The sequence below is a fragment of the Tsukamurella hominis genome (genome assembly GCF_965137015.1).
Taxonomy (GTDB): Bacteria; Actinomycetota; Actinomycetes; order Mycobacteriales; family Mycobacteriaceae; genus Tsukamurella; species Tsukamurella hominis.
Window position 1 is genome coordinate 16,183 of the sequence record NZ_CBCRZG010000007.1, and the last position, 26,029, is coordinate 42,211.

The 26,029-nt window shown below is 71.9% G+C and carries 27 protein-coding genes; 13 read left to right on the forward strand and 14 right to left on the reverse strand.

Features of this window, described 5'->3' with window-relative positions:
- Position 1: 1 nt before the first annotated feature.
- Both ACM9LD_RS11240 and mptB read right to left on the reverse strand, forming a co-directional pair.
- The gene (locus tag ACM9LD_RS11240; protein WP_415676746.1) at positions 2–934 is read right to left on the reverse strand and encodes an ABC transporter ATP-binding protein; all 933 of its coding nucleotides are present in this window, start codon (positions 932–934) and stop codon (positions 2–4) included.
- A gap of 6 nt (positions 935–940) precedes the next feature.
- Positions 941–2,737, reverse strand: coding sequence for a polyprenol phosphomannose-dependent alpha 1,6 mannosyltransferase MptB (mptB, locus tag ACM9LD_RS11245; RefSeq protein WP_415676747.1), 1,797 nt, complete (start codon positions 2,735–2,737; stop codon positions 941–943).
- A 73-nt stretch (positions 2,738–2,810) separates the two neighbouring features.
- On the opposite strand from mptB, the gene ACM9LD_RS11250 reads away from it, so the two are divergent.
- Genes ACM9LD_RS11250 through ACM9LD_RS11285 form a run of 8 tightly spaced genes read left to right on the forward strand, consistent with a single transcriptional unit; the run spans position 2,811 to position 9,630 of the window.
- Positions 2,811–3,527, forward strand: coding sequence for a helix-turn-helix transcriptional regulator (locus ACM9LD_RS11250; protein ID WP_415676896.1), 717 nt, complete (start codon positions 2,811–2,813; stop codon positions 3,525–3,527).
- Positions 3,524–4,954, forward strand: a complete 1,431-nt coding sequence (gene sufB / locus ACM9LD_RS11255; protein WP_102102152.1) for a Fe-S cluster assembly protein SufB — start codon at positions 3,524–3,526, stop codon at positions 4,952–4,954. The genes ACM9LD_RS11250 and sufB overlap by 4 nt, the downstream gene beginning before the upstream one ends.
- A complete protein-coding gene (sufD, locus tag ACM9LD_RS11260) occupies positions 4,954–6,129 on the forward strand; it encodes a Fe-S cluster assembly protein SufD (protein ID WP_415676748.1) in 1,176 nt (391 codons plus the stop codon). Before sufB ends, sufD begins: the two co-directional genes overlap by 1 nt.
- An 18-nt stretch (positions 6,130–6,147) precedes the next feature.
- Positions 6,148–6,918, forward strand: coding sequence for a Fe-S cluster assembly ATPase SufC (gene sufC, locus ACM9LD_RS11265; RefSeq protein WP_224648627.1), 771 nt, complete (start codon positions 6,148–6,150; stop codon positions 6,916–6,918).
- Complete coding sequence (locus ACM9LD_RS11270; RefSeq protein ID WP_415676749.1) at positions 6,915–8,186, forward strand: cysteine desulfurase; 1,272 nt, start codon at positions 6,915–6,917, stop codon at positions 8,184–8,186. Before sufC ends, ACM9LD_RS11270 begins: the two co-directional genes overlap by 4 nt.
- Positions 8,186–8,644, forward strand: coding sequence for a Fe-S cluster assembly sulfur transfer protein SufU (gene sufU, locus ACM9LD_RS11275; protein ID WP_415676750.1), 459 nt, complete (start codon positions 8,186–8,188; stop codon positions 8,642–8,644). Before ACM9LD_RS11270 ends, sufU begins: the two co-directional genes overlap by 1 nt.
- Positions 8,641–9,027 carry a metal-sulfur cluster assembly factor gene (locus tag ACM9LD_RS11280; protein WP_224648620.1) on the forward strand — a complete coding sequence of 129 codons (387 nt, stop codon included), beginning with the start codon at positions 8,641–8,643 and terminating at the stop codon, positions 9,025–9,027. The genes sufU and ACM9LD_RS11280 overlap by 4 nt, the downstream gene beginning before the upstream one ends.
- 12 nt (positions 9,028–9,039) lie before the next feature.
- Entirely contained in the window at positions 9,040–9,630 is a 591-nt protein-coding gene (locus ACM9LD_RS11285; RefSeq protein WP_415676751.1) for a hypothetical protein, read from the forward strand.
- A gap of 7 nt (positions 9,631–9,637) precedes the next feature.
- Here the strand turns inward: ACM9LD_RS11285 and ACM9LD_RS11290 are convergent, their stop codons facing one another.
- The 7 genes from ACM9LD_RS11290 to ACM9LD_RS11320 form a co-directional block, all read right to left on the reverse strand.
- Positions 9,638–12,319 (reverse strand): fumarate reductase/succinate dehydrogenase flavoprotein subunit, encoded by a 2,682-nt coding sequence (locus ACM9LD_RS11290; RefSeq protein ID WP_415676752.1) that lies wholly within the window; start codon positions 12,317–12,319, stop codon positions 9,638–9,640.
- A 17-nt stretch (positions 12,320–12,336) separates the two neighbouring features.
- Positions 12,337–13,089: an ABC transporter ATP-binding protein gene (locus ACM9LD_RS11295; RefSeq protein WP_415676753.1), complete on the reverse strand. Its 753-nt coding sequence runs from the start codon at positions 13,087–13,089 to the stop codon at positions 12,337–12,339.
- On the reverse strand, positions 13,086–13,925 hold the full coding sequence (locus ACM9LD_RS11300) for an ABC transporter permease (protein ID WP_415676754.1): 840 nt from the start codon (positions 13,923–13,925) through the stop codon (positions 13,086–13,088). Before ACM9LD_RS11300 ends, ACM9LD_RS11295 begins: the two co-directional genes overlap by 4 nt.
- The gene (locus tag ACM9LD_RS11305; RefSeq protein WP_415676755.1) at positions 13,922–15,265 is read right to left on the reverse strand and encodes an ABC transporter substrate-binding protein; all 1,344 of its coding nucleotides are present in this window, start codon (positions 15,263–15,265) and stop codon (positions 13,922–13,924) included. Before ACM9LD_RS11305 ends, ACM9LD_RS11300 begins: the two co-directional genes overlap by 4 nt.
- Before the next feature lie 28 nt (positions 15,266–15,293).
- Positions 15,294–15,521 (reverse strand): 4Fe-4S dicluster domain-containing protein, encoded by a 228-nt coding sequence (locus tag ACM9LD_RS11310; RefSeq protein WP_068520690.1) that lies wholly within the window; start codon positions 15,519–15,521, stop codon positions 15,294–15,296.
- 27 nt (positions 15,522–15,548) lie between these two features.
- On the reverse strand, positions 15,549–16,274 hold the full coding sequence (locus ACM9LD_RS11315) for a GntR family transcriptional regulator (protein ID WP_415676756.1): 726 nt from the start codon (positions 16,272–16,274) through the stop codon (positions 15,549–15,551).
- A 231-nt stretch (positions 16,275–16,505) separates the two neighbouring features.
- On the reverse strand, positions 16,506–17,390 hold the full coding sequence (locus ACM9LD_RS11320) for a bifunctional helix-turn-helix transcriptional regulator/GNAT family N-acetyltransferase (RefSeq protein WP_415676757.1): 885 nt from the start codon (positions 17,388–17,390) through the stop codon (positions 16,506–16,508).
- A gap of 69 nt (positions 17,391–17,459) precedes the next feature.
- On the opposite strand from ACM9LD_RS11320, the gene ACM9LD_RS11325 reads away from it, so the two are divergent.
- Together ACM9LD_RS11325 and ACM9LD_RS11330 are read left to right on the forward strand one after the other, a co-directional pair.
- On the forward strand, positions 17,460–18,425 hold the full coding sequence (locus ACM9LD_RS11325; RefSeq protein ID WP_415676758.1) for an aldo/keto reductase: 966 nt from the start codon (positions 17,460–17,462) through the stop codon (positions 18,423–18,425).
- Positions 18,426–18,460: 35 nt separating this feature from the next.
- Entirely contained in the window at positions 18,461–19,990 is a 1,530-nt protein-coding gene (locus tag ACM9LD_RS11330) for an AMP-binding protein (RefSeq protein WP_415676759.1), read from the forward strand.
- Between the two features lies 1 nt (position 19,991).
- Here the strand turns inward: ACM9LD_RS11330 and ACM9LD_RS11335 are convergent, their stop codons facing one another.
- On the reverse strand, positions 19,992–20,441 hold the full coding sequence (locus tag ACM9LD_RS11335; RefSeq protein ID WP_415676760.1) for a hypothetical protein: 450 nt from the start codon (positions 20,439–20,441) through the stop codon (positions 19,992–19,994).
- Between the two features lie 128 nt (positions 20,442–20,569).
- On the opposite strand from ACM9LD_RS11335, the gene ACM9LD_RS11340 reads away from it, so the two are divergent.
- Both ACM9LD_RS11340 and ACM9LD_RS11345 read left to right on the forward strand, forming a co-directional pair.
- Positions 20,570–21,793: an acyl-CoA dehydrogenase family protein gene (locus ACM9LD_RS11340; RefSeq protein ID WP_415676897.1), complete on the forward strand. Its 1,224-nt coding sequence runs from the start codon at positions 20,570–20,572 to the stop codon at positions 21,791–21,793.
- A gap of 113 nt (positions 21,794–21,906) precedes the next feature.
- On the forward strand, positions 21,907–22,038 hold the full coding sequence (locus tag ACM9LD_RS11345; RefSeq protein WP_415676761.1) for a hypothetical protein: 132 nt from the start codon (positions 21,907–21,909) through the stop codon (positions 22,036–22,038).
- A 94-nt stretch (positions 22,039–22,132) separates the two neighbouring features.
- Here the strand turns inward: ACM9LD_RS11345 and ACM9LD_RS11350 are convergent, their stop codons facing one another.
- Positions 22,133–22,702 carry a LysM peptidoglycan-binding domain-containing protein gene (locus tag ACM9LD_RS11350; protein ID WP_415676762.1) on the reverse strand — a complete coding sequence of 190 codons (570 nt, stop codon included), beginning with the start codon at positions 22,700–22,702 and terminating at the stop codon, positions 22,133–22,135.
- A gap of 130 nt (positions 22,703–22,832) precedes the next feature.
- Between ACM9LD_RS11350 and trxA the strand changes: the two genes are divergently transcribed.
- Entirely contained in the window at positions 22,833–23,201 is a 369-nt protein-coding gene (trxA, locus tag ACM9LD_RS11355) for a thioredoxin (RefSeq protein ID WP_415676763.1), read from the forward strand.
- Here trxA and ACM9LD_RS11360 read toward each other — a convergent pair.
- From ACM9LD_RS11360 to ACM9LD_RS11370, 3 genes are read right to left on the reverse strand one after another with little or no spacing between them, the layout of a single operon-like run.
- On the reverse strand, positions 23,170–24,237 hold the full coding sequence (locus ACM9LD_RS11360) for a lycopene cyclase family protein (protein ID WP_415676764.1): 1,068 nt from the start codon (positions 24,235–24,237) through the stop codon (positions 23,170–23,172). The two genes, trxA and ACM9LD_RS11360, sit on opposite strands and share 32 nt — an antisense overlap.
- On the reverse strand, positions 24,234–24,863 hold the full coding sequence (locus ACM9LD_RS11365; RefSeq protein WP_224648571.1) for a response regulator: 630 nt from the start codon (positions 24,861–24,863) through the stop codon (positions 24,234–24,236). Before ACM9LD_RS11365 ends, ACM9LD_RS11360 begins: the two co-directional genes overlap by 4 nt.
- Positions 24,860–25,957 (reverse strand): sensor histidine kinase, encoded by a 1,098-nt coding sequence (locus tag ACM9LD_RS11370; RefSeq protein WP_415676765.1) that lies wholly within the window; start codon positions 25,955–25,957, stop codon positions 24,860–24,862. Before ACM9LD_RS11370 ends, ACM9LD_RS11365 begins: the two co-directional genes overlap by 4 nt.
- Positions 25,958–26,029 lie beyond the last annotated feature (72 nt).

Below are 26,029 nucleotides of genomic sequence, written 5' to 3' on the forward strand. Positions count from 1 at the left end.
GTCATCCCCTCAGGTCGCGGCCGGTCAGGTCCAGGAAGACGTCCTGCAGGGTCCGCGTGCCCACCCGCAGGTCCGTCAGCAGGGCGCCCTGCGCCGCGAAGTGCGCCGCCGCGTCGGCGATCACCGAGGGGGTCACCTCGGCGCCGCGCACCACGTAGACGGAGCCGTGCGCGTCGGTGCTGTCCACCGTCGCGGTGAAGTCCGTGCCCAGCCGGGCGGCCAGGGCCGCGGGGTCCAGGCCCGACGGTGCCGTCACCCGCAGCTCGTGCTCCGCGCCGTGGCGCGTGAGCTCCTCGGGCGTACCGTCGGCCACCGCGCGGCCGCGGTCCATGATGACGACCCGGTCGGCGAGGGCCTCCGCCTCGTCGAGCAGGTGCGTCGTGAGCAGGACGGTGACGCCGTCGCGGCGCAGCGCGGAGACGAGGTCCCACACGAGCAGCCGCGCCTGCGCGTCGAGGCCGGCGGTGGGCTCGTCGAGGAAGACCAGCTCGGGGCGTCCGACGAGCGCGCACGCGAGGGACAGCCGCTGCTGCTGGCCGCCGGAGAGCCGGCGGTAGCTGACGTTCACCACGTCGGTGAGCCCCAGCGTGGAGAGCAGCCAGTCGGGATCGAGGGGATTGGCGGCGTACGCGGCCACGAGCCGCAGCATCTCGCCGGTCTTCGCGCCGGGGTAGGCGCCTCCGCCCTGCAGCATGACGCCGATCCGGGGCTTGAGGCGTGCGGCGTCGGCCACCGGGTCGAGGCCGAGGACCTCGATGCTGCCGGAGTCGGGCGAGCCGAAGCCCTCGCACATCTCGACGGTGGTGGTCTTCCCGGCGCCGTTGGGCCCGAGCAGGGCGAGGACGCTGCCGCGCTCCACGGCGAGGTCGAGTCCGTCGACGGCGACGACGTCGCCGAATCGCTTGGTGACGGAGGTCGCGGACAGTGCGGGCACGGGAAGTCAGACTACCGGGCCGGTGCGGCGGCGCCGTTCGCGGTGGCGGGGCAGCTCGAACGCCAGGTAGACGGCCAGCGCGACGATGACGACCGTCGACATGCCCGCCTTGGCGATGACGTAGGGCTCGATCTCGCCGCCGTTGGGCATGAGCATCACCGAGATCACGCTGGAGACGATCACAGCGGCCAGGCGGAAGCCGGGCGCGGTGGCCCACGCGGCGAGCGGCACGATCGCCCACAGCAGGTACCAGGGCTGCACGACGGGGAACAGCAGCACCAGCGCCGCCATCGAGATGCCGAGCGAGCCGACGGGGTGGATCCGGCCGGACAGGGTGGCGATGAGCATTCGCAGCACGATCACGGCGGCGAGCGCGGCGGCGATCGGCCGGGTGATGGCGAGGATGGCCGTGGTGTGGTCGCCGAGGCCCAACAGCACCCCGACCTGCCCGGTCCCGAGGCCCAGCACCGTCGGGATGGAGAGCCAGGAGCGGACCTTGTTGGCGGTGCCGAGGGTGCCGGCGTCGAGCCAGCCGTAGCCCAGGCCCGTCGTCTGGCAGACCGCGACGACCACGATCACCAGTACGACCACCAAGAAGACCGCGGACGTCGCGAGCGCGACGAGGGTGCGGCCGGCGTTCGGTCTCCACTCCGCCAGGGCGGTGCGCCAGTCGCGCAGCCGGCCGCCGATGTTCGGGAAGCTGCCGCCGAGCCGCCGCGCGAGGGCCATGCCGATGAAGCCGAGTGCGAGCACGGAGGTGATCTTGATCAGCCCGGACAGGGCGATCATCGCGGCGCCCGCCGTGAGCAGGCCGCCCGCTCGGGTGGGGCTGAAGCCGTTCAGGAACTGAAGTCCGGAGTCGATCGCGCGCAGCGCCCACTCCATGCCGACGAGCATCATGCCGAGCATGAGCGCCTCGTTGTGGATGCCCGCGATGAGATGGAAGATGACCAGCGGATTCGCGGCGCCGAGCCACAGCGCGGCCACCTCGTTCACGCCGCAGCGGCGCGCGAGCCGGGGGAGCGCCCACACGATCATCGCCACGCCGGCCAGGGCCAGCACGCGGTGCAGCACCACCCCGGCGACCACGTTCTCGCCGGTCAGCCACGTGATGCCGCGGCCGAGGTAGAGGAACAGCGGCCCGTACGGGGCGGGGGTGTCGCGCCAGATGTTCGGCACCGAGCGGGTGAAGACGTGGTCGATGCCCAGCGCCGCGGCGGGGCCGATCTTGTACGGGTCCAGCCCGCGCGCGGTGATCTCCGACTGCGCCAGATAGGAGTAGACGTCCTTGCTGAACATCGGGGGCGCGAACAGGAAGGGCAGCACCCACAGCGCGAGGATCCGGTCGAAGCCGCGGCGGGTCAGCCGGCGGGGCGGCGCGGGCTCGGCGTGCGCGTTCGGGTTGAGATAACCGATGGTGTACCTGCGCAGCAGCACCCACGCGATCATCAGCATGGCCGTGCCGACCATCGTCACCGTCAGCGCCGTCGACTGCATCCGGAACATGAGGCCGATGAGTCGGCGTCCGGCGATCGGGTTCTGCACCACGGGGAAGGACCCGACGCCCAGCGCGCCGAAGGCGATGAGCACGGCGCCCACGCCGCCGAAGGTCGCGATCGTGCGGACCGTCCGCTTCTCCTGGGCGTTGAGGTCCGGGTACTGCTGCTCGTCGGAGTGCAGGCGGTTCACCGTGCCGCCGGGACCGCTCGCCGCGATGCCCGACGGTGCCCCTCCGGGCTTGGTCAGGCCGAGGTAGTCCGCGAACGTGCGCACGGGAGCCGGGAGAGAGGGGGTAGCGCGCACGTCCGCAAGAGTAGACGGTGCCCCTCCTCCGGCGCGGCCGGTAGGGGCTGAGCTTAGCCTGACCTTGCTGGAAGTGCTGGACGAATTAAGAAACAATCGTGTTGTGAAATACGACCAGCACGAGACGCAGCGCGACGGGGACACCCGTGACGCCGTGGTCGGGCTGCTCATGAACCGGGGCCAGGCCACCGCGGCCGATATCGGCGAGGCCCTGGGTATCACGACCACCGCCGTGCGCCGCCATCTCGACAATCTGCTCGAGGCGGGCGACGTGACGGTCGCGCCACCGTCGGGCCTGGGCGGCCGGGGGCGGGGACGTCCCGCGAAGGAGTTCCTGCTCACGCCCTCCGGGCGGCGGCGCCTCGGTCAGGGCTACGACGCCCTGGCGGTCGACGCCCTCCGCGCTCTGCGCGAGGTCGGCGGCGAGGAGGCGGTGCGCACCTTCGCGCGGCGCCGGGCCGAGCAGGCCATCGGCACCATCAGCCCCACCGAGTCCGCGGACCCGGTGGACGGTGCCCGTAGGATCGCGGCGTCGCTCTCGGACGCCGGATTCTCCGCCGATGCCCGAGAAGTGGGCAACGGCGTCCAGATCTGCCAACACCACTGCCCGGTGTCGGAGGTCGCATCCGAATTCCCCGAACTGTGCGAGGCCGAAATTTCGGCGATCGAACAGGCGTTGGGAACTCATGTACAGCGTTTGGCCACCATCGCCAATGGTGACCGCGCATGCACCACCCACGTGCCCCTCGAGCGCGTGGTCCGCGAGCAACCCGCTAAGGAGCTTCGATGACAACGGTCGAGAACGGCCCGCTGTCCCAGGAGGAGACCATTGCGTCCCTGGGCACCTACGGCTACGGCTGGCACGATTCCGACGCCGCCGGCGCCTCGGCGCAGCGCGGCCTCTCCGAGGCCGTGGTCGCCGACATCTCTGCGAAGAAAAACGAGTCCGAGTGGATGCTGCAGCAGCGCCTCAAGGCCCTGAGCATCTTCGAGAAGAAGCCGATGCCCTCCTGGGGCAGCGACCTCGACGGCATCGACTTCGACAACATCAAGTACTTCGTGCGCTCCTCGGAGAAGCAGGCCGAGTCCTGGGAGGACCTGCCCGAGGACATCAAGAACACCTACGACAAGCTCGGCATCCCCGAGGCGGAGAAGCAGCGCCTCGTCGCCGGCGTCGCCGCCCAGTACGAGTCCGAGGTCGTCTACCACTCGATCCGCGCCGACCTGGAGGAGAAGGGTGTCATCTTCATGGACACCGACACCGGTCTGCGTGAGCACCCGGAGCTCTTCGAGGAGTACTTCGGCTCGGTGATCCCCGCGGGCGACAACAAGTTCTCCGCGCTGAACACCGCCGTGTGGTCGGGCGGCTCGTTCATCTACGTGCCCAAGGGCGTCCACGTGGACATCCCGCTGCAGGCCTACTTCCGGATCAACACCGAGAACATGGGCCAGTTCGAGCGCACCCTGATCATCGTCGACGAGGACGCCTACGTGCACTACGTCGAGGGCTGCACCGCGCCGATCTACAAGTCGGATTCGCTGCACTCCGCGGTCGTCGAGATAATCGTCAAGAAGGGGGGCCGCTGCCGCTACACGACCATCCAGAACTGGTCGAACAACGTCTACAACCTGGTCACCAAGCGGGCCAAGGCCGAGGCCGGCGCCACCATGGAGTGGATCGACGGCAACATCGGCTCCAAGGTCACCATGAAGTACCCGGCCGTGTGGATGATGGGCGAGCACGCCAAGGGCGAGGTGCTCTCCGTGGCCTTCGCCGGCGAGGGCCAGCACCAGGACACCGGCTCCAAGATGGTGCACTTCGCGCCGAACACGTCGAGCAACATCGTCAGCAAGTCGGTCGCCCGCGGCGGCGGCCGGGCGAGCTACCGCGGCCTGATCCAGATCAACAAGGGCGCGCACGGCAGCAAGTCCACGGTGAAGTGCGACGCGCTGCTGGTCGACACGATCTCCCGCTCGGACACCTACCCGTACGTCGACATCCGCGAGGACGACGTGACGATGGGCCACGAGGCCACCGTCTCGAAGGTCTCCGACGACCAGCTCTTCTACCTGATGAGCCGCGGCCTCACCGAGGACGAGGCCATGGCCATGGTGGTGCGCGGCTTCGTCGAGCCCATCGCCAAGGAGCTGCCGATGGAGTACGCGCTCGAGCTGAACCGCCTGATCGAACTGCAGATGGAAGGGTCCGTGGGCTAGTGAGCAACACTCTCAACGAGGCCGTCGAGGCCCACCCCGTCGCCAACAAGGGCGAGCTGTTCACGTCCTTCGACGCGGCCGCCTTCGAGATCCCCAGCCACCGCGACGAGGCCTGGCGGTTCACGCCGCTGCGCCGCCTCAGGGGGCTGCACGACGGTTCCGCGCAGGCCGACGGTGCCGTGACCGCCACCGTCGACGCGACGCCCGAGGGCGTGACCTTCGAGACCGTCGCCAAGGGCGACGAGCGCCTCGGCCAGGGCGGCACGCCGTTCGACCGCGTCGCGGCGCAGGCCTTCACCTCCATGACGGAGGCGTTCGTGCTGACCGTCGCCAAGGAGGCCGAGGTCGCGGAGCCCGTCTTCGTGCGGATCGCCGGACCGGGCGAGGGCAAGACGGCCTTCACCCACGTCCAGGTGCGGCTCGAGCGGCACGCCCGCGCCGTGGTCGTGCTCGATCACACCGGCTCGGGCACGGTCGCCGAGAACATCGAGATCATCCTCGGCGACGGTGCCGCGCTGCAGATCATCGACGCGCAGGACTTCGCCGACGACGCCGTGTGGGTCACCCAGCACCACGTGCGCGTGGACCGCGACGCCCACGTCCGGCACTTCGCGGTGCAGCTCGGCGGCGAGCTCGTTCGCATGACCCCGCGCGTGCAGTTCGACGCCCCCGGCGGCAACGCCGAGCTGTTCGGCCTCTACTTCGCCGACGACGGGCAGCACCTCGAGCAGCGCCTGCTGGTCGATCACTCGGTGCCGAACTGCAAGTCGAACGTGGTCTACAAGGGCGCGCTGCAGGGCGATCCGTCCTCGAAGCTGCCCGACGCGCACACGGTGTGGGTCGGCGACGTGCTGATCCGCGCCGAGGCCGAGGGCACCGACACCTTCGAGCTCAACCGCAACCTGGTCCTCACCGACGGTGCCCGCGCCGACTCGGTGCCGAACCTGGAGATCGAGACCGGCGAGATCGAGGGCGCGGGCCACGCCAGCGCCACCGGCCGGTTCGACGACGAGCAGCTGTTCTACCTGCGCTCGCGCGGCATCCCCGAGGACGAGGCCCGCCGCCTGGTCGTGCGCGGCTTCTTCCAGGAGCTGATCGACCGGATCTCCGTCCCCGAGCTGCGTGAGCGGCTCTCCGCAGCCATCGAGAACGAACTCGCCACCGCCGGCGTCTAAGACTGATAGGGAATCATTGTGTCCACTCTGGAAATCCGTGATCTGCACGTCAACGTCGTGCAGGCGGACGAGAACGCCGAGCCGATCCAGATCCTCAAGGGCGTCGACCTGACGATCAACTCGGGCGAGACCCACGCGATCATGGGCCCCAACGGCTCCGGCAAGTCCACGCTGAGCTACGCCATCGCCGGCCACCCGAAGTACGAGGTGACCAAGGGCTCCATCACCCTCGACGGCGAGGACGTCCTCGCGATGACCGTCGACGAGCGCGCCCGCGCCGGCCTGTTCCTGGCTATGCAGTACCCCGTCGAGGTGCCCGGCGTCTCCATGTCGAACTTCCTCCGCTCGGCCGCCACCGCGGTCCGCGGCGAGGCCCCCAAGCTGCGGCACTGGGTCAAGGAGGTCAAGGAGGCGATGGGCGAGCTGTCCATCGACGCGCAGTTCGGCGAGCGCTCGGTCAACGAGGGCTTCTCGGGCGGCGAGAAGAAGCGCCACGAGATCCTGCAGCTGGGCCTGCTCAAGCCGAAGTTCGCCATCCTCGACGAGACCGACTCCGGTCTCGACGTCGACGCCCTGCGCGTCGTCTCCGAGGGCGTGAACCGCTACGCCGAGCGCGAGCACGGCGGCGTCCTGCTCATCACGCACTACACCCGCATCCTGCGGTACATCCACCCCGAGTTCGTCCACGTCTTCGTGAACGGCCGGATCGTGGAGTCGGGCGGCTCCGAGCTGGCCGACGAGCTGGAGGAGAACGGCTACGTGAAGTTCACCGAGGCCGTCGGAGCATGACCGCCTCGGTGAAGTCCGCCCTGGACATCGACGCGATCCGCGCCGACTTCCCGATCCTTGCCCGCACGGTCCGCGACGAGAAACCGCTGGTCTACCTGGATTCCGGCGCCACCTCGCAGCGCCCGCGCCCGGTGCTCGACGCCGAGTGGGAGTTCCTCACCACGCACAACGCCGCCGTGCACCGCGGCGCGCACCAGCTGGCGGAGGAGGCCACCGACGCCTACGAGGACGCGCGCGCCGCGATCGCGGAGTTCGTGCGGGTCTCGCCGGACGAGCTGGTGTTCACCAAGAACGCGACCGAGTCGCTGAACCTGGTGGCGTACACGCTGGGTGACGACCGCTCGGCCGCCGTCCTCGGTGGGCACCGCCTGCGCGAGGGCGACACCGTCGTCGTCACCGAGCTGGAGCACCACGCGAACCTCGTGCCCTGGCAGGAGCTGTGCCGCCGCACCGGCGCCACGCTCAAGTGGTACGGCGTCACCGACGAGGGTCGCATCGACCTGGACTCGCTGGAACTCGACGAGTCGGTGAAGATCGTCGCGTTCACGCACGCCTCCAACGTGACCGGCGCGATCGCGCCGGTGCCGGAGCTCGTGGCGCGCGCCCGCGCCGTCGGCGCCCTCGTGGTGCTCGACGCGTGCCAGTCGGTGCCGCACAGCCCCGTCGACTTCGCGGACCTCGACGTGGACTTCGCGGCCTTCTCGGGCCACAAGATGTACGGCCCGTCCGGCGTCGGCGTGCTCTACGGCAAGCGCGAGCTGCTCGCGCAGCTGCCGCCCTTCATCACCGGCGGCTCGATGATCGAGACCGTCACCATGGAGGGCTCGACCTACGCCGCGCCGCCGCAGCGCTTCGAGGCGGGCGTGCCGATGACCTCGCAGGTCGTGGGCCTCGGTGCCGCCGTGAAGTACCTCGGCGGCCTCGGCATGGCCGACGTCGCCGCGCACGAGCACGCGCTCGTGGGCGCCGCGCTCGATCGCCTCGACGCCATCGAGGGGCTGCGGATCGTCGGCCCGACCGAGAACCGGGACCGGGGGAGCGCCGTCTCCTTCGTGGTCGACGGCATCCACGCGCACGATCTCGGGCAGGTGCTCGACGACGAGGGCGTCGCCATCCGCGTCGGCCACCACTGCGCGTGGCCGCTGCACCGCCGGTTCGGCGTGGCCGCCACGGCCCGCGCGTCCTTCGGCGTCTACAACACGCCCGCCGAGGTGGACGTGTTGGCCGACGCGATCGTCAAGGCCCAGAAGTTCTTCGGGGTGATCTGATGCGCATGGAGCAGATGTACCAGGACGTGATCCTGGACCACTACAAGCACCCGCACGGCCGCGGGCTGCGTGAGCCCTTCGAGGCCGAGGTCCACCACGTCAACCCCACCTGCGGCGACGAGGTGACCCTGCGGGTGCACCTGTCCGACGATCACGAGGCTGTCGTCGACGTCTCCTACGACGGCCAGGGCTGCTCGATCTCGCAGGCCTCCACCTCGGTCCTCACCGACCAGGTGATCGGCGAGCCCGTCGGCGAGGCGCTGAAGATGCTGCAGTCCTACACGGAGATGCTGCAGTCCCGGGGCCAGATCGAGGGCGACGAGGACCTCATCGGCGACGGCATCGCCTTCGCCGGCGTCTCGAAGTACCCCGCGCGCGTCAAGTGCGCACTGCTCGGCTGGATGGCGTTCAAGGACGCGCTGTCCCAGATCATCGACTCGGAGGAGAAGACGGCATGAGCGAGAACACTGCTGAGGCCGCCGGCACCGCGGCCGACCCGGCGCAGGCCGGCGACAACCCGCTGAACCTGCCCACCCTGTTCGACGTCGAGGAGGCCATGCGTGACGTGGTCGACCCCGAGCTGGGCATCAACGTGGTCGACCTGGGCCTCGTCTACGACCTGCGGGTCGACGACGACGCCGCGGTCACCATCGACATGACCCTGACCTCGGCGGCCTGCCCGCTGACCGACGTCATCGAGGACCAGACCCGCGCCGCGCTGGTCTCGTCCGGCCTAGCCACCGACGCCAAGATCAACTGGGTCTGGATGCCCCCGTGGGGCCCGGACAAGATCACCGACGACGGCCGCGAGCAGCTGCGCGCCCTGGGCTTCACCGTCTAGAAACCGCCGGCGATGCCGCTGCGCAACAGGATCGACCCGTGGGGCCGGATCGTCGCCGATCCGGCCCGCGGTGCTTTCCTGGGCAACCGCGGGATCCTGCACGACGAGACCGGCACCATCGTCCGCGAGCACGCGAACGCCATGTGGATCGCGTGCCGGCTCGACTTCAACGGCCGCTACCGCTCGCCGCGAGCCCCCGAGCCCCGCAAGTACACCCAGCTCTTCCTCTTCGACGAGGCCACCGCCTATGCCGCCGGGCACCGCCCGTGCGGCGAGTGCCGCAACGCCGACTACCGCGCGTTCAAGCGGCTCTGGGCCCTCGCGAACCCCGACGTCGAGAACACGCCGAAGGCGATGGACCGGGCGCTGCGCGCCGAGCGCCGGACCGGGAACGAGCCCGTCACCGCGCCGCCGCCCGACGGTGCCGTGGTCGCCGACGGCACGCACGCCTTCCTCCGCCGGCACGGCGCCTGGCTGCGCTGGAGCTTCCAGGGCTACACCCCGGCCGCACCGGCGGGTGAACTTCGCCTGCTCACCCCGCCGTCGATCGTCCGCATGCTGGAGATCGGCCTGCCGGTGACCGCGCACCCCTCTGCGGGCTGAGCGCGCGTCACACTGCCGCGAGCGCCAGCCGCGCGTGCGCGCGGACGTCGGCGTCGGAGTCCTCCAGCGCGGCGGTGAGCGCGGCGGCGACCGCCGGCACCTCCGGCCACGTCCGCAGCGTCAGCACGGCCGCCTTCCGCACATCGAGGTGCGGGTCGCCGAGGGCGGACTCGAGCGCCGCGACGGCACCGTCGGGTCCCAGCGCGACGGCGCCCCGCGCCGCCCCCTGCCGCACCTGCCACGCCCGATCGGCGAGGCCGGCACCGAGCAGGTCGAGGTCAGTGGCATCGCCGAGCACGCCCAGGGCCTCGAAAGCCGCGGCCCGGACCAGCGGGTCGTGGTCACCGGCGAGGCCGCGCACCGCATCGACACCGCCGCGACCCACGGTCGCCAGGCCCGCGGCCACGGCGATCCGCACCTCCCGGTTGGCGTCGTCGGTCGCGGGCGCCAGCGCGGCCCAATCGTCGTGGGAGACCAGCCCGCTCACGCCCACCACGCGCACGCGATGGTCGCCGTCGCCGAGCAGGGCGGCGAACTGCTCCGCCGTCCCGGCCTTGAGCGAGCGCAGGAGGTTGCCGACGGCCGCCCGCACCACGGCGTCCGCCGAGCCGAGGAACTCGACGAGCCCATCCGCCGACGGCAGCACCTCCACCAGCTCGATCAGACCCGCGGCGGCCGTACGCCGGACCGCGGCGTCCGCGTCGCCGAGCGCGGCGACGAGGGGAGCGAGGAAGCCGTCGGGCGCGCCCTCGACGAGGAAGGACACCGCGCTGCGCCGCACCGTCGTGTCCGGATCGGACAGGAACGGAGAGAGTTCCGCGACGGAGGGGCCGTCCAACACGAGCAGTTCGCGCAGCCGTGGCGACACCGCGGGCACCGAGGCCGGCCGTTCGGCCGCGGCGGGGATCGCACCGATCGGCGCCACCGCCAGCGGCCCCAGCACCTCGACGGAGGCCGATGACCCCGGGATGTGGTCGAACTCGTCCACCGCCACCACGTACGGCGCCACCGGGCGGGTCAGGAACTCCATCTCGCCGTCGGCGCCCAACCGCAGGTTCAGGTGCCGGCCCCACCGCTCGTCGTCGCGCTCCGGCAGGTCCGGGCGGTCGTGGTAGAGCCCCCACCGGGATTCGGTGCGCGCCAGCGACGCCTTCGCCGCCATCTCCGCGCAGTCCCGGATGAACGAGACCTCCACACAGCGCATCAGCTCGTGCGGCGTCCGCGCGCCGAGGCCGTCCACCTCGCCGCGCATCCGCTCGAAGGTCTCGATCGCGATGGTCAGCTTCGGCGCCGTCTTGGGCGGTGCGATGTAGTCGTTGACGAAGCGGCGCAGCTTGTACTCGACCTGGGGCTGTGGCGGACCGTCGGGCCTGCGCGCCGGGCCGTAGATCAGCTCGTGCGCGGCGGCGACCTGCGACTCCAGGCCGTCCGCCACGGGTGTCGTCGTGCGCGCATGCCGCACCGCGTCCGCCCCGGCGAGCTCGCCGAAGACGAAGGCGCCGATCATGTAGTTGTGCGGGACGCACGCCAGGTCGCCCGCCGCGTACAGCCCCGGCACGGTGGTACGGGCGTTCTCGTCGACCCACACGCCGGACGCGGAATGCCCACCGCACAGCCCGATCTCGGAGACGTGCATCTCGATGTCGTGCGTGCGGTAGTCGTGGCCGCGGTTGGCGTGGAAGGTGCCGCGCGTCGGTCGCTCGGTGGTGTGCAGGATCGACTCCAGCTCGCCGAGCGTCTCCTCCGGCAGGTGCGAGACCTTGAGGTAGATCGGCCCCCGGGCGGAGTCGATCTCGGACTTCACCTCGGCGATCATCTGCCCGGACCAGTAGTCCGAATCCACGAAGCGCTCGCCCCGGGCGTTCACCTGGTAGCCGCCGAACGGGTTCGCCACGTACGCGCACGCGGGCCCGTTGTAGTCCTTGATCAGCGGGTTGATCTGGAAGCACTCGATGCCGCTGAGCTCGGCGCCCGCGTGGAGCGCCATCGCGTAGCCGTCGCCGGCGTTCGCCGGGTTCTCGTAGGTGCCGTAGAGGTAGCCCGACGCGGGCAGGCCCAGCCGGCCGCACGGCCCCGTCGCCAGCACCACGGCGCCGGCACGGATCTCGACGAATTCACCCGTCCGCGTGTTGAAGGCGACCGCGCCCACGGCCCGCCGCTCGGTCCCGCTGCCGGTGGTCAGCACCCGCACCGGCATCACGCGGTTCTCGATCCGGATGCGCTCGCGCATCTTCTTCTGCCGCAGCACCCGGTACAGCGCCTTCTTCACGTCCTTGCCCTCGGGCATCGGCAGCACGTACGAGCCGGAGCGGTGCACGCGGCGGACGGCGTACTCGCCGTACTCGTCCTTCTCGAACTTCACGCCGTACCGCTCGAGGCGCTGGATCATCGCGAAGCCGCGGGTCGCCGTCTGGTAGACGGTGCTCTGGTTGACGATGCCGTCGTTGGCGCGGGTGATCTCGGCGACGTAGTCCTCGGGCTCGGCCTTGCCGGGAATGACGGCGTTGTTCACGCCGTCCATGCCCATCGCCAGCGCGCCGGAGTGCCGCACGTGCGACTTGTCGAGCAGCAGCACGTCGGCGCCGGCCTCGGCCGCGGTGAGTGCCGCCATCGTGCCGGCGGTCCCGCCGCCGATCACGAGCACGTCGCAGTCCAGGCGGGTGCGGTCGGCGATCTCGGGGATGTCCATGGAACTCCTGATACTGGTCAGCGGTCGGTGAGGGCGTCGACGACGCCCGCGCGCAGGGCGGAGGCCGACGGTGCGCGGCGCACGTCGAAGGACGCGCGGACGGTTTCGCCGCGGCGGCCGAGGACGACGATGCGGTCGCCGAGCAGGATCGCCTCGTCCACGTCGTGGGTGACGAAGACGACGGTGGCGGGGTGCGCGTCGAGGGTGCGCAGCAGCAGCCGCTGCATGTCGCCGCGGGTCTGCGCGTCGAGGGCGCCGAAGGGCTCGTCCATGAGCACGGCGCGGGGCGCGCCGGCCAGGCCGCGGGCGAGCTGGACCCGTTGCCGCATGCCGCCGGACAGCTCGCGGGGCAGGTGCTTCGCGTAGGCGGTCAGCCCGACCTCGGCGAGCCACCGCCGGGCCTCGTCGGCGCGACGGTGCCGCGCCACGCCCCGCAGCGCGAGCGCGAGCCGCACGTTGTTCTCGACGGTGCGCCACGGCAGCAGGGCATCCTCCTGGAAGACCATGGCGCGGTCGCGATCCGGGCCGGTCACGGGGGCACCGTCGGCGAGGACGACGCCGGCGTCGGCGCGGAGCAAACCGGCGAGCGCGCGCAGCACCGTCGACTTGCCGCAGCCCGACGGGCCCGTCAGGACCAGGCGTTCGCCGGGCTCGACGGTGAGGTCGAGCGCGCGCACGGCGGTCGCGCCGCGGTAGCCGAGGTCGACGGCGTCGAGCCTCAGGCGCAGCCCGTCGCGCTGTGCGGGCGGGCTGACCGCCGGGGCGCTCATCGGTCGCCCCGCGGCAGCCAGCGGGTGACCCGGCGGCCGGCCAGCTCGATGACGGCGGAGGTGAGGAAGCCGAGCACGCCGATCGTCAGCATGCCGACGAAGACCGCGGGGTAGTCGACGAGCGTGTACGACTGCCACGTGCGGTAGCCGACGCCGAGGCGCCCGGAGATCATCTCGGCGGAGACGAGGCAGATCCACGCGACGCCCACGCCGACCGAGAGCCCGGAGAAGACGCCGGGCAGCGAGCCGGGGAGCACGACCCGCCACAGCACCGCGAGGTCGCCGCCGCCCTGGGTGCGAACGGAGTCCTCCCACACGGTCGGCAGGGCGCGGACGGCGTGCCGCACGCTCACCGCGATGGGGAAGAACGCGGCCGTCGCGGTGATCGCGACCATGCCCGCCTCGGACGACGGGAGCAGCAGGATCATCACCGGGACCAGGGCGATCGCGGGGATGGGCCGGACGAGCTCGATGAGGGTGCCGAAGGTCAGCTCGGCGGCGCGGGAGCGGCCCAGCGCGACGCCCGCGGCGATCCCGAGCGCCGCGGCGACCGCGAAGCCGGTGCCGATCCGGATCAGGGACTGGGCGAGGTCCAGCCAGTACTCGCCGGTGCGGACCGACTGCGCGAACCGCTCGGCGACGGCGATCGCCGACGGGAGCGTGTCGAACCGGATCCAGCCGAGCGCCACGTGCTGCGTGGTGAGCAGTTGCCAGACGCCGATCGCCGCGGCGACGACGGCCACCCGCACCGGCCAGGCCGGGAGCACGGCGCGGCGGGCGGGAGCGGCGGCGGGCCGCCGGAGCGCCGCGGCGGGGAGCGAGTCGAAGGCGGTCACCGTCGGGCCTCCTCGAGGAGGGCGCGATACTCGACGGGGACCGCGCCGGGGTGCTCCGCGCGGTAGCGGTCACGGGCGTCGGGGCCGGCGAAGGGCACGAGCGTCGCGCCGTCGCGCAGCCACAGCGAGTGGTCGGCGTACCAGCGGGTTCCGGTCAGCGCGTCGGAGACGTACGCGGCGCGGACCTTCCGGTCGGTCGTGGCGAGCGTGCGGATCAGCGCCGTCGCGTCGGGGACCGCCTCGGTGGCGTCGGCGCCGTCGAACCAGATCTCCGCGGTGGGCCTCGGCGCGGGAGTGCCCGCGTCGTACTGGAACCCGCCGCGCGCCGCCTGCGCCGCGGCCAGGGGCTTCGGGTCGACGAACCGGTCGACGTCGAGCGGTGTGCCGAATTGGCCGATCGACTGCAGGTACCCGATGTCGCCCTTGAGCGCTCCGAGGAGCGGGGCGGCGAGCGTCGGGTTGGGGTCTGTGCCGCCCGGGCCGTTGTACTGGTAGACGACCTCGGCCGGGAGGCCGCTGGCCTGCGCGACGTCCTGCGCGGCCTGCAGGGGGTGCTCGCGCTGGAAGTCGGTGGCGTCGAGCTGCGCCTCGAGGAAGGCGCGCACCACGTCCGGGTGCGACGCCGCGTACTTCCGGTTGGCGACGACCCCGTGCAGCGTGGGCGTGTTCAGCTCGCCGCCGTCGTAGAGGAGGCGGGCCTTGCCCTGGCGAACGAGGAGTCCGGGCCAGGCGACGAACTGCGCCAGCGCCTGGACCTGGCCGGATTCGAGCGCGCTCGCCCCGACCTGCGGCTGCTGGTTCACGACGGTGACGTCGCCGACGGCGATGCCCGCGCGGCTCAGCGCGGCGACGAGGGTGCCGTGCCCGGCGGAGCCGACCGACGCGGAGACCTGCTTGCCCCGCAGGTCCGCCAGCGAGCGCAGCGGCGAGCCGGGGGAGACCACCACCGAGTTGAGGGCGCCCCGCGCGCTCGACCCGGTCACCGAGAGCATCGCGGTCTCGGTGTCGGGGCTCGACTGCGCTCGGGATCCGTTGATGAGCAACGGGTAGTCGCCCATCGAGCCGATCTGGATCTTGCCCGCCAGCATCCCGCTCGTGATCGGGGCGCCGGTGTCGAAGTCCTGCCAGTCCACGCGGAACTTCCCGACCCCGGCGAGGCGCTTCTCGAGGAAGCCCTTGGCGCGCAGCAGGGTTCCGGCGGTCACGGTGTTGATGGTCTTGGACTGGTAGCCCACCACGAGGGTCTGGGTGGACTCGTCGGCCGCGGGCTCGAGGGAGCAGGACGCGAGGGCGGCGGCGGTGGCGGCGACGACGGCGATCGCGCGCAAGGTGGGTGTCATGACGGGGTTCTCCGGGCTGGGGACGGGGCTATCGCAGGAGGTAGGGCATGTTGACGGTGACGGCGCCGGTCGGGCAGCGCGCGGCGCAGGGCCCGCAGTACCAGCACTCGTCGACGTACATGTGGGCGCGGTTGGTGCTCGGGTCGAGCGCGAGCGAGTCGAGGGGGCAGGCCTCGATGCAGATGTTGCAGCCCTCGATGCAGAGGGAGGCGTCGATGGTGACGGGAACGTCGACGCGCTGTTCGACCTGTGCCATGGGTGTTCTCCTCCGTGTCGGGGGCGGTCAGTCGCGGTGCAGGGTGCCGCGCAGGGTGATCCGGTCGGATCGCATGCGGATGTACTCGAGGTCCACCGGGCGCCCGGTGTCGAGTCCGGTGAGGCGCTCGTAGAGCAGGAGCGGGGAGCCGGTGGCGATCTCCAGGTTCGCCGCGGTGTGCGGGTCGGCCGCGGCCGCGCTGAGGCTGAAGTCGCTGCTACCCAGGCGGTGCCCCGTGACGGCCTCGATGAGCGGAAAGACGTCCTCGTTCTCGAGGTCCTGCTCCAGGAGCAGATCACCGACGTCGGAGACCAGGTAGGTGAGGTCGAGGCTGATGGGTTCGTCGTCCAGGTAGCGCAGCCGCTCCAGGTACACGGCCTCCTCGCCCGCCGGGATGTCGAGCTTCTCCGCCACGATCGGCGGCGGTACGAGCCGGGTGGCGGTCCGCACCCGGTTGCGCACCTCGCCGTGGAGGGCGAGGGTCTCGCGCAGGCCGCGGAGGCTGTCGAGCCCGTGGTCGACGGTCCGGGCGATCACCTCGGTGCCCACGCGCGGGCCGCGGCGGATCCACCCCTCGGCGCGCAGGACCGACAGGGCCTCGCGCACCGTGCCGCGGGAGACGGAGAACTGGGCGCCGAGGTCGTCCTCGCCGGGCAGGGTCCCGCGGTACGTGCCGTCGTGGATCGCCTGGCGCAGGACGTCGGCGACGATGCGCGCGGAGTCGGCGCGGATCGGGCGTTCGGTCGCTGGCATGCGGCAACGATAGGAACAGGTCGGCCGAGTCCGGGCCGGCCGGGAAAAGTGCCTCGGCGAAGGATCGGCGCCGGTGCCGCAATCCGCCGGTCCGATACCTCGAGCGGCAGCTCTCACCTGGCCTTTCGGCTCACCGAGCGGGTATTGCGCCACCCGCCGGGGGACGCCGCGGATTTGAATCTCGGTGATCGACTGGTTTCCGGACGGCCATCGCGGTCGCCCCGTGCGTCGTCACAGGTCCTTGGCGAACCAGTGGTGCGCGTACGGGTTGTCGTTGTACCGTTCGACCTCGCGGTATCCGAGTTTCCGGTACAGCCCGATCGCCTCGGTGAGGTTGCTGTTGGTGTCCAGCCGCAGGGTCCGCACGCCCGCGACGCGCGCCCGGTCCTCCAGGTCGGCCATGATCCGCCGGCCGAGCCCGAGGCCGCGCACCGACGGCGCCGCCCACACCCGCTTGACCTCGGCGAAGCCGCCGTCCTGGAAGGCGAGGGCCCCGCAGCCGACGGTCTCCTCGCGCAGCGTGGCGACGAGCAGCAGCCCCGCGGGCGGCGTGATCGCCGCGTCCCGGACCGCGCCGCCGACGCCCGGATCGAAGCCGTCCTGCAGCCGCTCGCCGAGCTCGGCGTAGTACGCCCGGGCCGCGAACCGCGCCGCCGCCGACATCGCGTCCGCCTCGTCGACCCGCACCAGCGAGGCGACGAGCAGCCGCTCCACCTCGGCCATCGCCGCGACGAGCCGCCCCCGCTGGCCGGCCGAGAGCGGATCGAGCAGCGCGTGCGCGGCGTCCTCGGAGCGGGATTCGAGCTCGGCGTACTCCGCCGCGCCCGCGGGGGTGACCCGCGCGGTCCGGACCCGGCCGTCACCGTCGTCCTGCGCGACGGTGACCAGCCCGTCCGCCTCGAGTGCGCGCAGGAGGCGGCTGAGGTACCCCGAGTCGAGATCGAGGCGGGTGCGCAGGTCCCGGATGTCGACGCCGCCGTCGGAACGGCCGATCTCCCAGAGCAGCCGTGCCTGCCCCAGCGGCCGGTCCCGCGCGAGGTACTGGTCCTGCAGCACGCCGAGCCGCTGCGTGACCGCCCGGTTGAACCGTCGTACCTGCGCCACGTCCTCCGTCATATCTCTGACTCTAGTCAGAGATATGACGGGGCGGCAACGGCCGTGCGAGGACTGCGTACCGTGGACGGCGTGCGCTATCGACCCCTCGGAACCAGCGGCCTCATCGTCTCGACGCTCGGCGTGGGCTGCAACGCCTTCGGCCGCCGGATCGACCAGCGTGCCACCGACGAGGTGGTGAACGCGGCCATCGACGCCGGCATCACCCTGTTCGACACCGCCGACAGCTACGGCTCCGGCGCGAGCGAGGAACTGCTCGGGCGGGCCCTCGGATCGCGCCGCGACCAGGTGGTCGTCGCGACGAAGTTCGGGATGGACACCCAGGGCCTCTACGGCGAGGACCACGGCGTCCGCGCGAGCCGCAACTACATCCACAAGGCGGTTGAGGGCAGCCTCCGGCGCCTCGGCACCGACTACATCGACCTCTACCAGCTGCACACGCCCGACCGGGTCACGCCGCTCGAGGAGACCCTCGAGACGCTCTCCGGCCTCGTGGCGTCCGGCAAGGTCCGCTACATCGGCTGCTCGAACTTCACCGCCTGGGAGGTCGTGGGCGCCGACTGGCTGGCCGAGACGCTGGGCACGCCCCACTTCATCACCGCCCAGAACGAGTACTCGCTCTACAACCGCAGCGCCGAGACGGAGCTCGTGCCCGCGCTCGACAGCCTGGGCATGAGCCTGTTGCCCTACTTCCCCCTCGCCTACGGCCTGCTCACGGGCAAGTACAAGCGCGACCAGGCCGCCCCCGAAGGGACGCGCCTCGCGCAGGAGCAGCACCGGCTCGAGGGCGCCGACTTCGACATCATCGAGGGCCTGCAGGCGTTCGCGGACGACCGCGGCGTCTCGCTGCTCGACGTCGCGATCGGCGGCCTCGCGGCGCAGCCCGCCGTCGGATCAGTGATCTCCGGAGTCAGCCGCGCCGAGCAGATCGCCGCCAACGTCGCGGCCTCCGAGTGGGAACCGACGATCGAGGATCTCGCCGCGATCGACGAGATCGTCGCCGCCCGCCCCACCGGGTACACCACCTTCGCGTTCTGACCCCTCGTCGTCGGGCCCGCACGTAGCCTGACGGCATGTTCGTCAATCTGGGTGTACGCGACTTCCTGAACCGGGCCGAGATCGTCTATCCCGACCGCATCGGCATGGTCGACGAGCCGGACCAGCCGGCACCGTCGTGGGGCGAGAAGTCCTACGCCGAGATGGCTGCCCTGGCCCGCGGGCAGGCCGCGCGGCTCGACGAGCTGGGCGTCCCCGTGGGCGGCCGCGTCGCGATCGTCTCCCAGAACGCCGCGCGGCTGCTGACCTCGTTCTTCGGCGTCTCCGGGTGGGGCCGGATCCTCGTCCCGGTCAACTTCCGGCTCGCGCCCGCGGAGGTCGAGTACATCGTGGAGGACTCCGGCGCCGAGGTGCTGCTGCTCGACCCCGAGGTCGAGCACCTCGCGGAGACCGTCACGGCGAAGCACGTCTTCGTCCTCGGCCGCGACGACGAGCAGATCTTCGGGCCGGCGGGCGCACCGTCGGAGCCGAGGCCGTGGGCCGGCGACGAGACCGCCACCGCCACCATCAACTACACCTCCGGCACCACCGCCCGGCCCAAGGGCGTGCAGCTCACGCACCGCAACCTGTGGCTCAACGCCACGGTCTTCGGCCTGCACGTCGCCCTCACGGACAACGACGTGCTGCTGCACACCCTGCCGATGTTCCACGCCAACGGCTGGGGCATGCCCTTCGCCGCCACGGGGGTCGGGATCAGGCACGTGGTCCTCCGCAAGGTCGACGGTGCCGAGATCCTCCGCCGCGTCCGAGACCAGGGCGTGACGATCATGTGCGCCGCGCCCGCCGTGGTGACAGCGGCGTTGGACGCCGCCGCCGAGTGGGACGGCCCCATTCCGGGGGCGGGCACCGTCCGCGTGATCTGCGCGGGCGCGCCGCCGCCCACGCGGGTGATCCACCGGGTGCGCTTCGAACTGGGCTGGGAGTTCATCCAGATCTACGGCCTCACCGAGACGTCGCCGCTGATCACCGTGAACCGCGAGCGCGCCGAGTGGGCGGGCGACGACCCGATGGAGGTCGCTCGCAGGCTCGGTCGCGCCGGCGCACCCGCGCTCGGCGTGGAGCTGCGGATCGACGAGGACGGCGAGATCCTCACCCGGACCAATCACGCGCTCACGGCGTACTGGAACAAGCCGGTCGAGACCGCCGCGGCGCTCGAGGGCGACTGGTTCCACACCGGGGACCGCGGGACGTTCGAGGACGGCTACCTCACCATCGCCGACCGGAAGAAGGACGTGATCATCTCGGGTGGCGAGAACGTCACGTCGATCGAGGTCGAGGACGCGCTTGCGCTGCACCCCGCGGTGCGCGAGGTCGCGGTGATCGGCATCCCCGACGAGAAGTGGGGCGAGCTGGTCACGGCGATCGTCGTGGCCGACGGGGTGTCCGCGGAGGAACTCATCGCGCACACCCGCGAGCACCTCGCCGGCTACAAGTGCCCCAAGCGGATCGACTTCGTCGAGTCCCTCCCGCGGACCGCCACCGGCAAGATCCAGAAGTTCGTGCTCCGCGCCCCGTTCTGGGACGCCTTGGAGCGCAAGGTGAACTGACTCAGGCGTGCCAGGCGCGGTCGCCGATGTTGTCGATCATCCGCTGCAGGGTGCGGATCGTGGTGATGAAGTCCTCGTCGGAGACGCCCGCGCGGATCTGCGCGAGGGCGGCACGGATGTCGGGCCAGGTCTCCTCGCGCCGCCGCCGGCCGGCCGGGCTGACGGTGAGCGCGCCGCCGGCGTCGTCGAGCAGGCCCGTCGCCACCAGACAGGCGACGTCGGGGCGCAGCGCGTCGTCGGTGTCGACGAAGCCGCGGTGGTACTCGACCACCTCGTCCATGCCGACGCCGTCGGGGCGGTCGGCGATGTAGTTCAGCGCCCACCACTGCGGCTGGGTGAGCCCGTGGCGTTCGAGCGTGGCGCGGATGAACGTGACGGCGGACCGTCCGGTCATGCTGGCCCAGTAGCCGATCGGTTGTCCCAGGATGCGGTCGTCCGTGTAGCTCTCCATACCTCGACGGTATTTCCTCGACGATGGTTGAGGTCAAGGCCTTCCCGGGGGTTCGCGCACCGTCGGGCGGCGCGAGGTGCGAGGATGGACCCCAATATGTAGAACACGTTCTATTGATGGAGGTTGCGGTGTTCGAGTGGTCCGACGAAGACCTGATGGTGCGGGACGCCCTGCGGGCGTTCATCGACAAGGAGGTGCGCCCGCACGTCGACGAGCTGGAGACCGGCGCGCTGCCGCCGTACGACATCACCCGCACGATGCTCCGGACCTTCGGGATCGACCAGGTCAACCGCGAGAACCTCGAGGCCGAGTTGGCCGCCGAGGAGGCGGGGGAGAAGCCCAAGGCCGGCGGCTCCAGCACGCTGGGCTCGTCGATGTTCCTCATCCTCAACGTCGAGATGGCGGGCGTGAGCCTGGGCCTCATCGGCTCGATGGGCGTCTCCATGGGCCTGACGGTGTCCACGATCAAGTCGCGCGGCACGCTCGCGCAGAAGAAGCGCTGGCTGCCCGAGCTGGTCACGATGGAGAAGGTCGGCGCGTGGGCGATCACCGAGCCCGACAGCGGCTCCGACGCCCTCGGCGGCATGAAGACGACGGTGCGCCGCGACGGCGCGGGCGGCTACATCCTCAAGGGGCAGAAGACCTTCATCACCAACGGCCCGCACGCCGACACCATCGTCGTCTTCGCCAAGCTCGACGAGGGCGACGGCACGCCGATCCGCGACCGCAAGGTGCTCACCTTCGTGCTGGACACGGGCATGGAGGGGCTCACGCAGGGCAAGGCCTTCAAGAAGATGGGCATGATGAGCTCGCCCACCGGCGAGCTGTTCTTCGACGACGTGCGCCTCGGCCCCGACCGGCTGCTCGGCGAGACGGAGGAGACGCCGGGCGGCGGCGGGGCCTCCGCGAAGGCGGGCTTCACCGCCGAGCGGATCGGCATCGCGGCGCTGAGCCTGGGCATCATCAACGAGGCGCAGCGCCTGTCGATCGACTACGCGCGCTCGCGCACCCTGTGGGGTCAGGAGATCGGGAAGTTCCAGCTCATCCAGCTCAAGCTGGCGGAGATGGAGATCGCGCGGATCAACGTGCAGAACATGCTGTTCACCGCCATCGAGGCCTCGCGCGCGGGCAAGCCGCCGACGCTGGCGCAGGCCTCGGCGATGAAGCTGTACAGCTCGCGCGCCGCGACCGAGGTGGCGATGGAGGCCGTGCAGCTCTTCGGCGGCAACGGCTACATGGCGGAGTACCGGGTGGAACAGCTCGCGCGCGACGCGAAGTCGCTCATGATCTACGCCGGCAGCAACGAGATCCAGGTGACGCACGTGGCGAAGGGGCTGTTGCGCGGCGAATGACGGTTAGCGCGACCGATACGTGGTCTTAACGCGATAAGCGTTGCGCGGCTGAATCGTTCGGTTCGATACTCGATGGATCACGCTTCACCGATCCGCCGAGAAGGAACCGCACCATGTACGCATTCGCCAGTCGTCTGCACGCCCGCTGGACGATGACGCCGCAGGAGCGCCACAACCTCCGGCTGGCGAGCACGCCGCTCGCCGTCGTCTCGGCGTCCCTCGGCTGCCATCCCCGGCACCGCTGACCTCGCCGTCGCCGACCCCCGTACGACGAAACCGGCCTGCCCTCGCTGAGCGAGTGCAGGCCGGTTTCGTGATTCAGAGCGTGATCTTCGGCGATCAGGGGATGGTGATGACCTGGCCCACGTTGATCAGGTCCGGGTTCGCGATGCCGTTGAGCTGCGCGATCTCGGTGTAGCGGTTGCCGTCGCCCAGGTACTGCTCGGCGATGGCCCACAGGGTGTCACCGGAGGCGACGGTGTGGGTGCGCGGCGCGGGAGCGGCCGGCGCCTCGGCGGCGACGGGCTCGGGCTCGGGAGCGGCGGCGGCCTCGCGGGCCGGGGCCGGCTGGTCGGTGGCGGTGTTGGAGGCCCACTTGTCGGCGTCGCCGGCGTAGACGACGAGGTTGCGGTCGTCCTGCAGGACGATGCGGTCGGCGCCGGAGCCCTCGGTCTGGGTGGACCAGACGCCCTCGCCGGCACCGTTGTAGAGAACGAAGTTGCCGTCGGTCTGGAAGTTGGCGCGCTCGACGCCCTTGCCGTCGGTGCCGCTGGCCCACACCACGGTGCCGGCGCCCTCGGTGAGCACGAGGTTGCCATCGCTCTGCAGGGTCAGCGTGTAGCCGCCGTTGAGGGAGTCCAGGGTCTCCCCGAGGCCGAGCTGGTTACCTGCGCGAAGCACGTCGGTCATGTGTATCCCCTTAGTAGATGTACTCGGTGTACATGCGGCGCGCGGGTGCGCGCCCGAGTAGACAATAGCGATCCCATCCGACATTTTGGCGAATGGGAATCATGGAGTCGGCAAAATCGTTGGAGGGGGTATGGCGACAGTTGAATTGACCGCAGACAAGTTCGATCAGACCGTGACCGGCAACGATATCGTGCTGGTCGACTTCTGGGCGTCGTGGTGCGGCCCCTGCCGCGCGTTCGCGCCCACCTTTGAGAAGGCATCCGAGACCCACCCCGATGTGGTTTTCGCCAAGGTGGACACCGAGGCCGAGCAGAGCCTCGCCGCCGCCGCGAACATCCGCTCGATCCCCACGCTGATGGTGTTCAAGAAGGGCAACCTCGTCTACAACGAGGCCGGCGCGCTCCCGCCCGCCGCGCTCGAGGACCTCATCGGGCAGGCGCGCGCGCTCGACATCGAGCAGGCCGACATCAACGGCGCCGGCGAGAAGCCGGCGGAGTAACCACCCGCGCCAGGCGCCGGCGCAGCCCCCACGGTGCCGCCGCGAACGCCGCAGCCATTGCTGCGGCGTTCGCCGTCGTTCCGGATCCCGGCGCGAGGAACGTGCGCACGTGCCGGTCCGGGAGCCCGAAGAAGACCTCGAAGAAGCCCCGCTGTTCCGCCGGCGACATCCCCAGGAGGGCGCGCAGCGCCGCCGTGCGCAAGCGATGCGCGGCGATCGCGTCGGCGGTCACCGGATTCCGGCCCGTACCCAGCGCCGTGACGGCGTCCTCCGCGAACGCCAGCGACCCCGCCACCGAATACCCCGTCGCCGGGTGCAGCGTGGTTCCGCGCACCCCGGTCCCGCACCACCCCCGCCCGCGCCGCGGCCCGGCGTGCAGCAGCGGGAAGTCCACCCGCTCGTGCAACGCGCCCGCCGCGACGCCGCGCGCCGCCAGCCGCGCCCGCAGCCGTTCCTCCAGTTCGCCGACGGTGACCGCCGGCGCGCCCGCGAGGCAGGTCTCCTCGACCAGCACCGCATCGGGCGAGACCCGGACCGCGTAGAGGAACGACGCCGGCGCGTCGTCGGGCACGCCGGGCGCCGGCCGCCAGTCCATCCACAGCTCCTCGTGCGCGCCTGTCGGGACGAGCACTCCGGCCGCGGTCTGCCGGGGCACGTCCGCGGAGGTCGACGGTGCCGGCCCCCGCGCGTCGATCACGAACGCCGCGCCGTGCCCGTCGCGGCCCGCGCGCTCGGCGCGGACGTCCACCCCGTCCAGCGGCAGCGCGCCCTGCAGTGCGTCCACGTCGAGCATCGCGTACTCGCGCCCCAGGGCGTGCCGGGTCCGCGCGATCACCTGCGGCGACGACACCGCCGCGACCACGTCGGCGGGCAGCCACGCCGGCAGCTCGTCGGCCCACAGCCCGAAGGTGCGCCGCCAGCGCGCGTCCGGCGCGGGATCGAAGGCCCGCACCCGCAGGCCCGCCGCCGCGGCGCGGTGCGCGACCGCGCGCCCCGCCGGCCCGAGGCCCAGCACCACCAGGTCGGGCGCGCTCACAGCGCCGCCCCGAGCAGCGCGAGCTGCGTGCGGTTCGCGCAGTCCAGGCGCGTCATCAGCGCGGAGACGTAGCCCTTCACCGTGGACTCGGCGAGGAACAGGCGCGCCGCGATCTCCGCGTTCGACGCGCCCGTCGCCAGCTCGCGCAGCACGTCGCGGTCCCGCTCGCCGAGCGCGTCGATGCGCGGGTCGCGGCGCGGCCGGTCGCCGGCGAGGCGCACGAGGCGCGCCAGGGCGTCGGGGGAGAGCAGCGAGCCGCCCGCCGCGGCGGTCCGCACCGCCGACGCCAGCAGCGCCGGCTCGGCGGTCTTCACCACGAAGCCCGCCGCGCCCGCGGCCAGACCGTCGACCAGCACCGCGTCGGTGTCGAGGGTGGTGATGAGCACGACCGCGATCGGCGGATCGAGGTCCCGCAGCGCCCGGGTCGCGACGATCCCGTCGACGCCGGGCATCCGCACGTCGAGCAGCGCGACCTGCGGCGCGTGCGCGATGCCCGCCTCCACCGCGGCGGCGCCGTCGGCCGCGGTCGCGACCACGTCGAGGTCCGGTTCCGCCGACAGCGTCGAGCGCAGGTACTCCCGCACGAGCGGGTCGTCGTCGGCCACCAGGACGCGCACCGTCGTCATCGGGCGGCCGCCGGGAAGTCGGCCTGCAGGGTCCAGCCACCGTCGGGCGAGGGGCCGTGCCGGAGCGTGCCGCCGACGAGCGCGGTGCGGGCCGCCAGGCCCCGCAGTCCCGTGCCGCTCCCGGTCGCGGCGAGCGCGGCATCGGGGGCGGCCGACGGATTGTGCACGCGGACACCGCGGTCCGTGACCTCGACGTCGACCGGGGCGCCGGCCGCGTGCTTGCGCGCGTTCGCCAGGCCCTCTTCGAGGACGCGGGCCAGGCAGTCGGCGCTCGCGCGGGGGAGCGGCGCCGTGACGCCCCCGCTCAGGTCGACGCGCTGACCGGTGTCCCGGGCCCGGGCCACCGCCTCCGTGATGGTGCCGTCGAGATCGGCCGGGTCGACGAGTCCGCCCACCGCCAGCGGGGCGGCCGGGGCGTCCGCGGTCTGCAGCCCGACCACCACACGGCGCAGGTCGGCGAGCGCGGCCTGCGCGTCCTCCTCGATCCCGGGCTGACCCGTGGCGCGCGCCGCGAGCACGATCCGGGTGAGCCGCGCCGTCGCGAGGTCGTGCAGCTGGGCTGCCAGCGCGAGCCGCTCGTCGGCGCGGGCCTGCCGCGCGGCGAGTGCCCGACGCTCCCGCTGGGCGTCGCGCAGCCGCAGCCCCAGCCCGAAGGTCGTGCCGCCGAACACCGGGGCCAGCGAGCCGAGCGCGCCCCACACCGACTGCGAGGACGCCGCCACCGCGGCCGCGAAAACCACGAACGGGGCGAAGGCGATCAGCGCCTCGCGCCGGTTCCGCGCCGTCTGCGCCGCGGCCGAGGAGACGAGCGAGGCCGCCACCGCGACCCAGATCGCCGCGCCGGACGCCGTCGCCTCGGCCCAGGGCCCGAGCACGAGGTAGCAGCAGGCGACCGCGACGACGGGCGCCGCGAGCACGGGGCGCAGCAGCCCGACCGCCGCGGACGCCGCGAGCATCGCGGCCGCGCCCAGCCACAATCCGGCGCCCCGGAGCGCGGGGAACAGCGCCATCACCAGCGCGACGGTGCCCACCGCCGACACCACGAGCAGCGCCGCGTGGGCGGCGCGCGAACGGGTGTCGGGTGCGACGGGCATGCAGCCATCGTAGGGAGGGGCCGGACGGTGCCGGTACCTCCTTTCGTCGGTCGACGGGCCGCCGAACGGCGC

Coding starts and splice junctions, on each gene's coding strand:
- ACM9LD_RS11290 (WP_415676752.1), bottom strand. CDS start 12,319: ATGGACATCCCCGAGATCGCCGACCGCACCCGCCTGGACTGCGACGTG.
- ACM9LD_RS11370 (WP_415676765.1), bottom strand. CDS start 25,957: ATGCCCGTCGCACCCGACACCCGTTCGCGCGCCGCCCACGCGGCGCTG.
- sufB (WP_102102152.1), top strand. CDS start 3,524: ATGACAACGGTCGAGAACGGCCCGCTGTCCCAGGAGGAGACCATTGCG.
- trxA (WP_415676763.1), top strand. CDS start 22,833: ATGGCGACAGTTGAATTGACCGCAGACAAGTTCGATCAGACCGTGACC.
- ACM9LD_RS11280 (WP_224648620.1), top strand. CDS start 8,641: ATGAGCGAGAACACTGCTGAGGCCGCCGGCACCGCGGCCGACCCGGCG.
- ACM9LD_RS11335 (WP_415676760.1), bottom strand. CDS start 20,441: ATGGAGAGCTACACGGACGACCGCATCCTGGGACAACCGATCGGCTAC.
- ACM9LD_RS11270 (WP_415676749.1), top strand. CDS start 6,915: ATGACCGCCTCGGTGAAGTCCGCCCTGGACATCGACGCGATCCGCGCC.
- ACM9LD_RS11305 (WP_415676755.1), bottom strand. CDS start 15,265: ATGACACCCACCTTGCGCGCGATCGCCGTCGTCGCCGCCACCGCCGCC.
- ACM9LD_RS11345 (WP_415676761.1), top strand. CDS start 21,907: ATGTACGCATTCGCCAGTCGTCTGCACGCCCGCTGGACGATGACGCCG.
- ACM9LD_RS11350 (WP_415676762.1), bottom strand. CDS start 22,702: ATGACCGACGTGCTTCGCGCAGGTAACCAGCTCGGCCTCGGGGAGACC.
- ACM9LD_RS11310 (WP_068520690.1), bottom strand. CDS start 15,521: ATGGCACAGGTCGAACAGCGCGTCGACGTTCCCGTCACCATCGACGCC.
- ACM9LD_RS11330 (WP_415676759.1), top strand. CDS start 18,461: ATGTTCGTCAATCTGGGTGTACGCGACTTCCTGAACCGGGCCGAGATC.
- ACM9LD_RS11295 (WP_415676753.1), bottom strand. CDS start 13,089: ATGAGCGCCCCGGCGGTCAGCCCGCCCGCACAGCGCGACGGGCTGCGC.
- ACM9LD_RS11315 (WP_415676756.1), bottom strand. CDS start 16,274: ATGCCAGCGACCGAACGCCCGATCCGCGCCGACTCCGCGCGCATCGTC.
- ACM9LD_RS11365 (WP_224648571.1), bottom strand. CDS start 24,863: ATGACGACGGTGCGCGTCCTGGTGGCCGACGACGACCCGCTCGTGCGG.
- ACM9LD_RS11320 (WP_415676757.1), bottom strand. CDS start 17,390: ATGACGGAGGACGTGGCGCAGGTACGACGGTTCAACCGGGCGGTCACG.
- sufU (WP_415676750.1), top strand. CDS start 8,186: ATGCGCATGGAGCAGATGTACCAGGACGTGATCCTGGACCACTACAAG.
- ACM9LD_RS11285 (WP_415676751.1), top strand. CDS start 9,040: ATGCCGCTGCGCAACAGGATCGACCCGTGGGGCCGGATCGTCGCCGAT.